12 protein-coding genes are annotated in these 12,471 nt (G+C 47.4%); all 12 read right to left on the bottom strand.

Annotation, left to right across the window (positions count from 1 at the left end; genetic code table 11):
* Positions 1-62: 62 nt before the first annotated feature.
* The 12 genes from parE to Q1A08_RS17910 all read right to left on the bottom strand — a co-directional run bounded on the left by parE (position 63) and on the right by Q1A08_RS17910 (position 12,455).
* Complete coding sequence (parE, locus tag Q1A08_RS17965) at positions 63-1,946, bottom strand: DNA topoisomerase IV subunit B (RefSeq protein ID WP_299775468.1); 1,884 nt, start codon at positions 1,944-1,946, stop codon at positions 63-65.
* 42 nt (positions 1,947-1,988) lie between these two features.
* Positions 1,989-2,585 carry a YqiA/YcfP family alpha/beta fold hydrolase gene (locus tag Q1A08_RS17960; protein WP_299775466.1) on the bottom strand — a complete coding sequence of 199 codons (597 nt, stop codon included), beginning with the start codon at positions 2,583-2,585 and terminating at the stop codon, positions 1,989-1,991.
* 52 nt (positions 2,586-2,637) lie between these two features.
* Positions 2,638-3,450: a 3',5'-cyclic-AMP phosphodiesterase gene (cpdA, locus tag Q1A08_RS17955; RefSeq protein ID WP_299775464.1), complete on the bottom strand. Its 813-nt coding sequence runs from the start codon at positions 3,448-3,450 to the stop codon at positions 2,638-2,640.
* Positions 3,451-3,567: 117 nt separating this feature from the next.
* Positions 3,568-4,023 (bottom strand): DUF1249 domain-containing protein, encoded by a 456-nt coding sequence (locus Q1A08_RS17950; RefSeq protein WP_299775462.1) that lies wholly within the window; start codon positions 4,021-4,023, stop codon positions 3,568-3,570.
* A 29-nt stretch (positions 4,024-4,052) separates the two neighbouring features.
* Positions 4,053-4,706 (bottom strand): NUDIX domain-containing protein, encoded by a 654-nt coding sequence (locus tag Q1A08_RS17945; protein ID WP_299775460.1) that lies wholly within the window; start codon positions 4,704-4,706, stop codon positions 4,053-4,055.
* 25 nt (positions 4,707-4,731) lie between these two features.
* Positions 4,732-6,891: a multiheme c-type cytochrome gene (locus Q1A08_RS17940; protein WP_299775458.1), complete on the bottom strand. Its 2,160-nt coding sequence runs from the start codon at positions 6,889-6,891 to the stop codon at positions 4,732-4,734.
* Positions 6,855-8,231, bottom strand: a complete 1,377-nt coding sequence (locus tag Q1A08_RS17935; RefSeq protein ID WP_299775456.1) for a hypothetical protein — start codon at positions 8,229-8,231, stop codon at positions 6,855-6,857. The genes Q1A08_RS17940 and Q1A08_RS17935 overlap by 37 nt, the downstream gene beginning before the upstream one ends.
* The gene (locus tag Q1A08_RS17930; protein ID WP_299775454.1) at positions 8,228-8,923 is read right to left on the bottom strand and encodes a hypothetical protein; all 696 of its coding nucleotides are present in this window, start codon (positions 8,921-8,923) and stop codon (positions 8,228-8,230) included. Before Q1A08_RS17930 ends, Q1A08_RS17935 begins: the two co-directional genes overlap by 4 nt.
* A 3-nt stretch (positions 8,924-8,926) precedes the next feature.
* The gene (locus Q1A08_RS17925) at positions 8,927-9,838 is read right to left on the bottom strand and encodes a VWA domain-containing protein (protein WP_299775451.1); all 912 of its coding nucleotides are present in this window, start codon (positions 9,836-9,838) and stop codon (positions 8,927-8,929) included.
* Positions 9,831-10,871, bottom strand: a complete 1,041-nt coding sequence (locus Q1A08_RS17920; RefSeq protein WP_299775449.1) for a VWA domain-containing protein — start codon at positions 10,869-10,871, stop codon at positions 9,831-9,833. The genes Q1A08_RS17925 and Q1A08_RS17920 overlap by 8 nt, the downstream gene beginning before the upstream one ends.
* Complete coding sequence (locus tag Q1A08_RS17915; RefSeq protein WP_299775447.1) at positions 10,858-11,508, bottom strand: DUF4381 family protein; 651 nt, start codon at positions 11,506-11,508, stop codon at positions 10,858-10,860. The genes Q1A08_RS17920 and Q1A08_RS17915 overlap by 14 nt, the downstream gene beginning before the upstream one ends.
* Complete coding sequence (locus tag Q1A08_RS17910) at positions 11,505-12,455, bottom strand: DUF58 domain-containing protein (protein WP_299775446.1); 951 nt, start codon at positions 12,453-12,455, stop codon at positions 11,505-11,507. Before Q1A08_RS17910 ends, Q1A08_RS17915 begins: the two co-directional genes overlap by 4 nt.
* Positions 12,456-12,471: the final 16 nt, after the last annotated feature.

Below are 12,471 nucleotides of genomic sequence, written 5' to 3'. Positions count from 1 at the left end.
GCTTAATTTATATACATTACCAACTAGCAGCGGTGTGCAATAGAAAATGAGTTAACTTATCGTTACACCTCAGCCAAATTACCCTTCTGCTCCAACCAAGTCTTACGATCACCCGCACGCTTTTTGGCCAGTAACATATCCATTACCTGATTAGTATCATCGCCTGGCTCTAAAACCAGCTGGACTAGGCGACGAGTATCAACCGCCATGGTGGTTTCACGTAACTGCAGCGGGTTCATTTCACCCAAGCCTTTAAAGCGCTGCACGCCTACCTTACCTTTCTTTTTCTCTGCTTTAATGCGCTCTAGAATACCGGCTTTTTCTGCTTCATCGAGTGCATAGTAAACGTCTTTGCCCACATCAATACGGTACAAGGGCGGCATCGCTACATAGACATGGCCCGCCGAAACCATCGGACGGAAGTGGCGCAGGAATAGCGCACATAGCAAGGTGGCAATGTGCAAACCATCTGAGTCCGCATCCGCTAGGATACAAACCTTGTGATAACGCAGCTTCGATAAATCCTCACTGCCTGGATCAATACCCAAGGCAACTGAGATATCATGAACTTCTTGGGAAGCTAAAATTTCCGAGCTATCCACTTCCCAAGTATTTAGAATTTTTCCGCGTAAGGGCATGATCGCCTGAAACTCACGATCTCGGGCTTGCTTGGCTGAACCACCCGCCGAATCACCCTCTACCAAAAATAACTCACCGCGCTCTGGCTCGCCGCTGGAACAGTCCGCCAATTTACCTGGCAAGGCTGGGCCTTGGGTAACTTTTTTACGGGCAACTTTTTTAGAGGAACGTACACGCTTTTGAGCATTGCTAATGCAAAACTCGGCGAGCTTGTCGCCCTCTTCAGTGTGCTGGTTTAACCATAAACCAAATGCATCTTTTGCCACACCGGAAACAAAGGCCGCCGCTTCACGCGACGATAAACGCTCCTTGGTTTGACCGGAAAACTGTGGATCGCCCATTTTTGTGCTTAAAACAAAACAGCAGTTATTCCAGATATCATCGGGCGCAAGTTTGACGCCGCGCGGCAATAAATTGCGAAACTCACAGTACTCGCGCACCGCATCCAGCAATCCCGAGCGCAGGCCGTTCACGTGAGTGCCGCCCTGCGCTGTTGGAATTAAGTTCACATAGCTTTCTTGGGTAACTTCACCACCTTCGGGCAACCACTGCACAGCCCAATCGACCGCATCACTGTCACCGCTAAAGCTGCCCACAAAGGGATCTGCTGGCAAAACTTCCCAACCCTGAGTTGCTGCCTTTAGATAATCGCGTAGGCCGTCTTCATAATGCCATTCATCTTTCTCGCCGGTTTGTTCATTTTTAAAAACAACTTTTAAGCCAGGGCATAGCACCGCTTTTGCGCGCAATACGTGGCGCATACGCGAGATTGAAAACTTATTGGAATCAAAATATTGAGGGTCGGGTAAAAATCTTACAGCAGTACCGGTGTTACGTTTACCACAGCTATCAATAACCTCTAGATCGCTATGTTTATCACCATCACGAAATTCCATTTGATGAACTTCGCCACCACGACGAATCGTCACCAATAGCTGCTTAGAGAGAGCATTAACAACACTCACCCCCACACCATGCAAACCACCTGAGAACTGGTAATTATCATTACTGAACTTACCACCGGCGTGCAAGGTAGAAAGGATAACTTCTACACCAGGGCGGCCTTGTTCTGGGTGAATGTCCACCGGCATACCACGACCATCATCGGTTACCGTCATGGCATTATCTTTATGCAATACCACTTCGATTTGGCTAGCATGACCTGCCAGCGCCTCGTCCACAGAGTTATCAATAATCTCTTGGGCCAAGTGGTTGGGGCGTGTCGTTTCGGTGTACATGCCCGGGCGTTTTTTAACCGGGTCTAAGCCCGTGAGTACTTCAATATCCTCGGCACTATAATTTGCCATAAATACAGGGTCCTTAATTGCTTCTGTATTATCGTTGAGCGTTTACGCCTTTTGATAATGCTGGGCTAAAAAATCTATGCCCGGCTCGATAAAACGTTCAAAACCTTGGAAGGCATGATCTCCACCTTCTTCAATGGTGAGCTTGCAATGCCGATACAGTTCCGCCGCTTGGCGGTAATCCAAGGTTTCATCTTCTGTTTGCAGTAACACCCAGTAATTATCTGGGCGAGTAATTTCTTCAGGCAATAGAGCACGCAGTTGCTCTATATGCTTAGCTTCAAGGGTATAGCTATCGTCCGTATGGTAGTTCTTTAATGTCTTACCAACATACTCTGGCATCAGCATAGAAGGACGCACAGCTGGATTGATAAGTAGGGCCGGCAGGCCGTATTCTTCTACCAAATAGCTACACCAAAAGCCCCCCATAGAACTTCCCATCAAGTACAGATCTTCACCCTGCGCTCTCACCTCGGCCACAATACGATCAAGCTCAGCCTGAACTTGATCAGGGTAGACCGTCAAAAAGGGGCAATGGTATGCAATATCCGGACGATACTGCTGCAGCCAGTCTTTTACCTGTAGGGCTTTAAAGGAATTCGGAGAGCTGAGAAAACCGTGGATGTAGAGCAGAGCGGGCATTCTTGTATCCTAAAACACAGCCGCCTTATGCCGCTGTTCCAAAACAAGGATATTAATAGCCATTGCTGCTGTAGTCTATGGGGTAATCCCGTTGATTGATGCGCTCAATACGAGTTGAAAGCTGGCCGCGATTGTCTAGTTCAAACCAACGGTAGCCCGGCATTAAGCGATCCAGGGCAAAATCGGCGGAGTTTGGTTTAAATTGTATACAGGTAGAAGGGCTAGCCATATAACGTACCCCCTCTACTTCCGTCTCAAAGGCCTGATGTACATGGCCCCACAAGACCAATTCTACATTATCGAACTCGGATAATAGCGCTTTGAATTGCGCGGCAGAGGCAACCTTATACTGATCAATCCACTCACAGCCAACCGCTACCGGCTGATGGTGCATACAAATGATGGCGCGCTTATCAGGGTTATGCATTAGAGTTTTTTGCACGAAATCCAATTCTTGCGCACTGAGATCGCCATGCTCTTTGTTTGGAATCGTTGAGTCCAGCAGTAGAATAAGCCAATCACCCAACTCGACCACTTTAGGTATGGAATGCTCAGGAAATACTGCGGCCATAGTCGTCGGTACGTCGTGATTACCCGGTATGCAAACATAAGGCACTTCGGGAAAAGCTTTTTCTAGGTGGTAAACAAAGCGTTGATAGGCCTGGGCACATGGGTCCCCAGCAATATCGCCGGTTACCAAAATCAGATCGGGAGTTTCTTCACGGACAAGGGCATGCTCCAGCACATCGACGAAGCTGGCTTCCACGTTTAAGCCCAGCAGAGTCTCGCTAGACTCAGCCCCTAAGTGGCAATCTGTAATCTGCAACACCCTTACCGGGCGCTCTGCATTGATGGGTAGAATCACCGCTACACCTTTTAATTATACCCGCCCAGGGGGCGCGTTCTTTGGGGCAAATCTAGCACCTAAGACTGAACAACGACTTAATATAGCCGCCGTTGGCACAATAACCCTCATTTCACTTTATATCCCTTCACCTAGTTTAGTGAAGTTGGAATATTCCAAACTGTGACCCTGTGCAAGACAGAGGCCCAGCCAGTCCGATAAAAATCGATTTAGCTGGGTTTTTTCATCCATTTGATGCATTTGCTCATTGGGGTATGGGTAACGTCCTAAAAATTGACGATACTGCGCCCAATTTACAACCTCGGCCATCTCTGCATCATGATAGATTCGGACCGCCAACGATAACTCCCTAAGCCACCTATGGATATTGCCTTGCTGCTCCACCACTACCGTGGTGGTGTATGGAGCTCGCTCTAGAATACGAATGCTTATTTTATGTGCACCATCAGCACTGGCGCTGTATTCCCAGCAATCACGCGAGTCCCTAGCGGGCATTAAGCGCAGCAATTTAGCATAGTTCATGCCACATAGTGCCTGCAGTCCTGGTAGGTCTACTTTATAACGCGGTTTCATAAAAATACATTCGACTTAAAGTTGCAATTTCACTCCACTACAGCGGCTTGGCCACGGAGTCTTTCCCGGTTTAGCTGCAACCATTGTAAACCAATCAAGGTAGCCGCGTTATTCATCCTTCCGTTAAGCATAGCAGCAAACACCTCTTGCGCTGGAAAAACCAGCAAACGAATGTCCTCATGCTCTTCATCAAGGCCATGAATACCCCCAGCCTCGCTAAGATCGCATAACAAAGCATATAGAAATACTTCTTCATCGGTGCCGCCAGGGCTAGATAAGTAACGGCAAATAAACTCCATATCCTTAGCTTGCAAGCCAGCCTCTTCCTCCAGTTCGCGAGCCATAACTTCTTCGGGGCTCTCACCGCCCTTATCCATCATCCCTGCTACCACCTCCAAACACCAAGGGCCAGTAGGATGGGCGTGAGCACCAACCCTAAATTGCTCAATCAAGGCTATCTCATCGCGCCATGGGTCATAAATAATTCCGGCTACAGCATTGCCTCGACAAAAGATTTCGCGCTGAAAGTTTTCAGTCCATTCACCTGAAAACATACGATGACGCAGCTGCCACTTTTGCATCTCAAAAAAGCCACCGTAGGCAACTTCCTTTTGATCATATTCAACATCGCTTTGCTCAAACTGGCTTTCGGTGAGTAGCGACTTCTCATTTATTGAGTCCATGATTTAATCAACATCCGGTTAATTGCTATCGGGTAATTTGCTCTAGCTGTGCTAAAAATCGGCGCCCCTGGCTATCCAACAAAGACTTAGCAGCCATCTCACGCAAAACATTACGAGCTTTGATGCTTTTCCCAGTGGAATGCAATGCCACCGCATAAACATACGAGTAACGACTATTATCTGGTTCTAAGTCAGCAGCTTGTGCCAAAGCCGCCACGGCGGGCTGGTATTGTTTCGCTCGTACTAGCGCCAAACCCAAAGCGTGCTGTGCGGCGGCGGCATCAGGTAAAGCACGACTAATCTTGCGCAATAAGGCTAAGGACTGCTCGGCTTTAGACTGTTGGCGCAACAAATCAGCGAGATTTAAGTGGGCACCTAGATGCAAGGGCTCTAATTCGATGGCTTTTCGGTAACTTTGCTCAGCTCTAGCAAGATCATTAAGCGCTAAAAAATAAAGCCCCAAATTCAATTGCCCAGCTGCAGTATCCTGATGGAACATCAGGCTGTTTTTGTAATCACTCCATAAACCATTAATGGCTCGATGTTGCGAGGCATCCAATGACTCCGTATCGGCACCCAGAGTCTGCCGAGCAATCGCTAAACGCACAGCCATTACTGGTTCATCCAAACTGGCCAGCAATTCTTGTAATCGCTGCGGCAGAGGCAAGGCAGCCATAAAGTTCACCGCGGCCTCTCTCACCATCGGTTCTGGATGGTGCAATCGTGATTGAGCAACCAATAGCGATTGATTGCTTGGTTGCTGTGCTAAGCGCTCCAAAATACTTGCCGCGATAATCGCAGGCTCTTTACTAATACGGGACAACAGCTTACGTGGATTCGATTCGGCCAAAGCGGGTTTCTCTGGCAAGGTCTTACCCGTTGATCGCAGCCAATCTTTAAAATGTTTGCTGGCCCAGCTGTTATCGCGATCCGTATGACATTGCACGCAAGCATTGGGGCTGCCAAGCTCTTCACTCAAATCTGGACGAGGAATTCTAATACTGTGATCTCGACGGGGATCCACCACCATATAATGAGTTTCTGGCATATGACAGTTTACGCACTGCGCCCCAGCGCTTTGGGCTTTATGATGGTGATGCTTTGGCTGATCATAAACAGTGGGCAAATGACACTGCGCACAAACAGCATTCCCCGGCGCACGCAATTTTAGGCTGTGCGGCCCGTGACAGTTACTACATTCCACGCCATGCTGATACATTTTACTTTGCATAAACGAGCCCAGTACAAAGACTTCATCGTGAATTTGACCGTCACGGTGATACATGGGCTCGACCAGAGTCTGCAAAGCATGCTGCTCAAGAAAATCCTCTGCGGCTTTTGGCTCACGCTTTTCGTGTAGTAAACGGCGGCGAGAATGGCAGCTACCACAAACATTAATCTGCTCGCTTATTTCGCCCGCTACACGGGGGCCTTGTTCTCGCTTCGCGATGACATCATCCGCACTTAGAATCCATCGCCCCTTAGCATGCAGACGTCGAATCTTTTTGTCGCCTTCTGTAGCGCCCGAGTTCGCCCAATCGAGGTGATCTTGACCGGGGCCATGGCATGCTTCACAGGCGACATTCACTTCCGACCATTGAGTGTTATAGCTTTGGGATACTGGATCATAGTTTCGCTGCAAGTTTGTCGAGTGACACTCAGCGCAGCGACTGTTCCAGTTAAAGTATGCCCCCGTCCAATGCAGTGGATCGCCTGCAGGAATTTTTTCATTAGGATAAAGATGAAACCAACGCTGACCACCTTCGGAGCTTGGGCGTGAGTCCCAAGCAACCGTTAAAGCTTGCAATTTACCGTGGGGCATTTCTAGCAAATACTGCTGTAAAGGATAAAAGCCGAAGGTGTAGGCCACCTTAAACTCTTGCATTTTACCCTTGGCATTTTGGGTTTTTACAAAATAATCGCCAGCCCGAGTATAAAATTCAGTCAGCACAGAAAAGTGATCAAAGCGGCTATTGTTAAAATTACCCAATACATAATCTGGCTTAGCTGGCTTCATCGCCCAATCATGATGGGAGCCCTGCCAAGCTTGATAAGCTTCTGAGTGACAATTTTTACACTGTTCACTGCCAACCCAAGCTCCATAGAGGGTAGCTGGCAACAACAGTAAAAGCATGAGCAGCGCAGCGGCTAGCTTTTGCTGTAGGGATTTAAAGGGGGTAAACATATATTTTTATCAAGCTTTTGTTTTTTCTTGTGCCCTTGCAAAGCTAAACGCAAAGATCTTAGTTCGTTTTTAATTTGCTCTAATTCTATTTGCTCTATCTTAGTTCGCTCAGCACGTTCATCATTTTCAGAAACAGCGCCTTTTAACTCATAGGGCATAGACAAGTATACTCTTAGCTGAATATACGGCTCCAAAACTTCTGAGTCGACACCATAATGCTGTAACCATTGAGGTATTATGCGAGAGACCTCCTGGGCGGCGTTATGATCTAGCGCGCCAAGCAGCTCGTTAAATAGGCTTTTCTCCGAACTTACTGGATGTTGAGGCTTTAACCTCTTCAGTAGTGGCAGGACAGCAGCTGAATAATATAAAAGCACCGAAATAGACAATACAAATAATAGGGTAACGAGCAACCACCATGGGGCGACCTGCCCAACATGAATCGTTTTAGCGGCCAACTCTCTGTACTGATATTCTGCCAGATCACTATCCCAGTAGGATAAGGTTATCGCCGGTATCTCCAGCTGACCTGTAGAACCAAACTCATAACGCCATACCTCTTCACGAATAGCGCTAACTTCGCCACGATTTTCTAAATCCTCTAAGCGGCTGACCTCGGTGTAGAGCGCTCCAAGCTCATTGCTTTGCTGAGAAAACTGGCGCCCCTCACCACTCCCCAATGAGTTGTCGGGGTGGCGATTTAATAAATGTAGGCTTGGCAAAAGCACAGCGCTTATCTTTTCTGCCCTCAGCGACAAGCTACGAACTAAGATATCACCCGACTGTAGCTCCCACTCCTGCTCTTCTGCCAAATCTATTGACTCCCCCTGGCGCAAAAGCTGGTAATTCTCTTCCAGCTGTAAGTCACGAGCCACGATCGCTGACGCAGTTTCCTTCACAGTAAATATTAGATCATCACTCTGCAGTGATAAGCGATGCTCTTCCCCTGCCAAACTTAAAGTTAACTTCAGCACCACAGGGGGGATATAGAAGGCTCCTAAGCGCTGGGGGTATATTCGATATTGCTGTTCTTGGACAATATATTCCACACCATTTATTTGCTCTTGGCTATGATTTGCAAAAGACAATGGTCGTACTGTTAAAGCACCATCAATTTCAATTTCCGGATAACGCGGTGCTTTTCGAAGCCAAGTTTTACTGTATAACTTGACACTTAAAAGTCTCTCTTGCCCAAGCAAAGCTTCTTTAGGCTCATCAAGCAAAGCGATACGCACAAAAGCTAGAGGCGGCTCTTGTTCAGCTGTCGCAAAAACAAATGTACTAACTAAGGTCATTAATAGCGAAGCGAATACGGACCACGGGAAAATCAGGGGGTTCATTGTTCTTCCCCTGCATTTTCTTTCAGCTGTTGCTGATGCCATTGATAAGCGAATTTTCTTTGCAAGAAGTCTACTGGCTTGCGATTTAGTTGGCGCAACCAAAGCTGCCGCAGTGCCGTCTCGCTGAGATCACCACTAGCTAAGGCATCATCTACTTGCTGATCACGGCTGTCCTTGTCCAGATCAAAAGAAATATCGTCAGCGGCGAAATCACTTTTGCTATCTTGGTCTTTATCGCGGCGCTGGCGAGGCTTTTCTTGCAGAACCTCCATAAGCTTTAAATTGTGCTCCGCTTCTGGCCAAAGCGGCTGCAGAGCCAGTGCCATACGATACGCAATAATTGCATCACTATAGCGCTCTTGATGAGCCAAGCCATTGGCCAGAGCAAAATAAGCCTGCTCATCGTGTTCATTCAAGAACAACGCCTCAGCTTTGCTAAAGTCTTCAGCCGCATAGTAAGCAATGGCTGCCGGCCGCGTCCCAGCTAATAACTGAGCCGCCTGCAAATATTCAGCTCGCTGCCAGTGCTGAGCCGCACGCTGCTCCTTTGTCCACCACCACTGTTTAGGACTTACCTCGGGCTTAAGCGCAAATACTATATGCAAGACAAGCAACAACAATAAAAATGCCATAAGATTTACGTCAAAAAGCATTTTTATTCGCTTGATTTGTTGCTGCCTCGTTTTATACATAGCTTAAGTCCAACTGAGCACCATACCACGCCGAAACCATAGCAAAGCCAAGATTAATAAGGGCCATAATAGAAAATAGCCTGCATCTTGCCAATCATCTTCTTCGCCATAAGCCAAGCTCCGCTGCTGCTTTTTAAGCAACCATTTAAAGTGACTAAGGTCGCTATCACCGGGGCTCATTTGCAAGGCCTCGAAGTTTAACTCTGAGAAGAACGCGGGCACTTCCTGGGCATCATAAGACCAGTAAATTTTTAATAGCTCCGATTTAAAACCAGAAAACTGGCTGACTTCAACGAGACTCTCATTATTGCCAATCACCACAACCGTGCTTTGTGGGTATCGCCGCAGATCAAGCTGCTGCTGTACATGCTGCAGTGCCAAGTCAGGTCTGTAGCCATCTTCCGGCATTAAGTCCGCTGACAAATCGGCAAGATACAAGTTTATCGCTTGATGATCTCGACTAAGAGGCAATACATTATGAGCACTGCCGGAAAAGACCATAAGAGCAACCGGTAAATTTTTATTGTCTTGCAATAGAGACCGTATTTTTAATTTCGCCGTTAGCAAACGCTGCTCATCTTCTTGCATCTCTTCATTGAGTTGCAATACAAGATAAATTGCTTCTTGAGTTTGCTTTAGCGGGTTAGCTTTGAGCTGCCAACTGGGGCCAGCAACAACTAGAACCGCCAAACTGCAAGTCATCAGCATCAACATTAGCGGGCTTAGCCAAGAATGATGGCGGCTATCCACAGCGAGTATGTCTAGGTACTCTGCCTTTATGATCTGTCCCCAGCGGCTTGCTAAACGGGCTTGCAATAAGGCCATCACATACAAAAACACTGCCGGCAGCAGCAACCATAAAGCCCAAGGCCGTAAGAAGTGGAAGCTTTGCCAGTATTCCCAGACACTAATCATTGTCAGCCTCCAAGCTAGAAACTGAGGCATTCTGTCTGCGCTGATTAAAAGCCTGGCTAGCCAAATAAAAATGTACAAGATAGGCCAGCAATACAGCCAGAAGTACTGGCCAATAAAATAAATTGTGGCTCGGTTGATAGTAATGAACGGCGAATCGACTGGGCTCTAGCTGATCCAACAGCTCAGATACCCGAGTCAAGGCATCAGCATCCTCAGCATGAAAATAGCGTCCACCAGTGATATCCGCCAAACCTTGCAACTGCTCTTCATCGACAGCTTGTTCCGCGACGGCATCCAGTTTACCCAATAGAATAGGGTAAATTTTAATTCCAGCACTGGCCGCTAAGCGTGCAGCTTCTTTCGGTGGCACTCGACTGCCAGAATCGTTGCCATCACTTAGCAGCAACAATACCCGACTGCGATCTGCAGCTCTAGCATCGCTAGCTTGCTTCTCTGCCACAAAATGCTTGTAGGCGAAACCAATAGCGTCACCCAGCATAGTCTTAGGCCCTGCCATTCGCACTCGGCTTTCTTCTAACAGCGTATTAAAAAGCGCCTTATCTTCACTAAAAGGCAATTGCAAATAAGGAGCGTCTCCATAGACCATCAAGGCCAGCCGATCGCCTTCGCGCGCTTCAGAGAACGCACTTAATACTTGCTTAGCTCCCCGCAGCCGCGACATGGCCTGCTCTCCTACTGGGGCAAAATCCAACTCAGCCATTGAACCGGACAAATCAACAGCGATTAACAGATCACGAGCCGGCTCTCGCAGCTCAACAGGTTCGCCCAACCACACAGGCTTGGCCGCGGCCAGCAATAACAGTAGCCATACCGACAACAACAAAAATACCTGGATTTTGCGTCGCCGCTGAACAGTTTGTGTTTGTAAAACATGCCCCTGCTCTTTAAGCAAAGCCTTAAAGAACGGCACTTGAAGAGAGCGGCGTTGGCTACCGTAAGCAGGAGCTAACTTTCTTATTAACCAAGGCAAGGGCAATAGCAGCAGAACCCAGAGCTGCTCAAAGGACAACATGCAACTCACCTACTTTATGATTGTTCACCCAATACAAAAGCTTGCCATGCAAGACCTTAAGTTGTTCTTGGTCTAGCTGCTTTGTCGTTTTTTCAAAGCGAGCTCTCTCTAAAGCAGCGAACTCTTGTTCTTCTAGCCTAAAAGATACAGGAGCATTACTCGGTAAAAGCTGATTAATAAGCTCAAGCCTCTGAGACTCAGAAAGGGAGTTCAATGTTTTTCGATCTGTGAATACCAGTAAACAGCGCTGCAGGATTTCAGCCAGACGATTGGTATTATCCAACTCATCCTTCTCGATAGCGGCAAACACATCTTCTAGCTCGCTTTGTGCTTCCAAGCGGTAATAATCCAACTGCCCCTGCAATTTTCCTAGCAGCCAAAACCTCAGTAATACGATTAATAAAAAGGTAAGCCCAAGCAATAGGATTTCTGTTTTAGGAACGTACATCTGCAAGCCGCTAGGCAATTCACCGGCCACAGATTCCAGCTCGTAAAAATGTTCTAGCCAGTCATTACCAAAACCCTGAAACCAAAAATCCGGCCTTGCCCCCTCAATGGATGCAGCCAGCTGTTCTTCCTGCATCTCAGCATCGAGAAGTTTATTTTCAGGATCGTTTAGAGAGACGTCCTGTTTCACGAGAGCTCTCCTCGATATTGCAAAGCACAATCAAAAGGCAACAGCTTAATGTTGAGTAGAGATGAGGCAATAAGCGATAAGAATTGCAAGCGCTGCGAAAAGGTACGCTGCAAAGCGAGTTGCAAACCCGAGTCAGAACTATTGATTTCAGCGTGATGATACCCATCTGATATCGGTAAAAAACCTGCTTCAGGAAAGCTCCGCTCCAATTCATCAAAAATATAAATTAAACGAAGTGAATTATGCTGAGATAAGGCTTCCAACTGCTGCGTCAAACGATTTTTCTGTTCTTCCACCAGCAAACTCATAAAATCGCTAATGATATAAACATGACGTCCGCGATAACGACGATTGAGCATTTCCTCTAAGCTGGACGACAGCAATTGATCTGATGCCTCTGCCCTTGGATTAATATTTTGGTTGTTTTTTTGTAGATCGGATAAAGCGTGCAACCAAGACTGAAGGCTTCGACTCGAGCGCCCCCAATGAACTTCGGAGGCGGAAACTACAGAACAAGAACAAGGGTCCCCTTGATGGATAGCCTGCCAGCCAATCTGAGCTGCCAGCTTAGCCGCTGTGACCGCCTTACTATCAGCCAAAGAGCCAAACAACATACTTGCGCCTTGATCGACAAGCAGTTCAAAACGCTGCTCTTTTTCTTCTTGGAAATGGCGTACATAAGGACTCTGCTTGCGACTACTCAACTTCCAATCAACGTGACGTATATCATCACCTTGCTGATAGTGATTGAGCTCGGCGAAATCTAGACCACTACCCTTGCGCGAACCACTACGATGGCCAAGTAAAGGCCCAAGCAAACCCTCCAGAAACAATGGCATTAAACTTTTACTGGGCTCGGATTGATGAATTAAGGCCTCCATATCCACTTGGATACCCGCTTCAAGCAGCTTTTTGAAAGCTGGACTTTTGCCGTCTCCGATTGCCATTACATGCCGCCCAAAA

The sequence above is a fragment of the uncultured Pseudoteredinibacter sp. genome (genome assembly GCF_947500695.1).
GTDB lineage: Bacteria > Pseudomonadota > Gammaproteobacteria > Pseudomonadales > Cellvibrionaceae > Pseudoteredinibacter.
The sequence above is the reverse complement of the archived record's forward strand: the minus strand, read 5'-3'. Positions and strand labels throughout refer to the sequence as shown.

Coding starts and splice junctions, on each gene's coding strand:
- parE (WP_299775468.1), bottom strand. CDS start 1,946: ATGGCAAATTATAGTGCCGAGGATATTGAAGTACTCACGGGCTTAGAC.
- Q1A08_RS17920 (WP_299775449.1), bottom strand. CDS start 10,871: ATGTTGTCCTTTGAGCAGCTCTGGGTTCTGCTGCTATTGCCCTTGCCT.
- Q1A08_RS17925 (WP_299775451.1), bottom strand. CDS start 9,838: ATGATTAGTGTCTGGGAATACTGGCAAAGCTTCCACTTCTTACGGCCT.
- Q1A08_RS17945 (WP_299775460.1), bottom strand. CDS start 4,706: ATGGACTCAATAAATGAGAAGTCGCTACTCACCGAAAGCCAGTTTGAG.
- Q1A08_RS17950 (WP_299775462.1), bottom strand. CDS start 4,023: ATGAAACCGCGTTATAAAGTAGACCTACCAGGACTGCAGGCACTATGT.
- Q1A08_RS17935 (WP_299775456.1), bottom strand. CDS start 8,231: ATGAACCCCCTGATTTTCCCGTGGTCCGTATTCGCTTCGCTATTAATG.
- Q1A08_RS17940 (WP_299775458.1), bottom strand. CDS start 6,891: ATGTTTACCCCCTTTAAATCCCTACAGCAAAAGCTAGCCGCTGCGCTG.
- Q1A08_RS17910 (WP_299775446.1), bottom strand. CDS start 12,455: ATGGCAATCGGAGACGGCAAAAGTCCAGCTTTCAAAAAGCTGCTTGAA.
- Q1A08_RS17930 (WP_299775454.1), bottom strand. CDS start 8,923: ATGTATAAAACGAGGCAGCAACAAATCAAGCGAATAAAAATGCTTTTT.
- Q1A08_RS17960 (WP_299775466.1), bottom strand. CDS start 2,585: ATGCCCGCTCTGCTCTACATCCACGGTTTTCTCAGCTCTCCGAATTCC.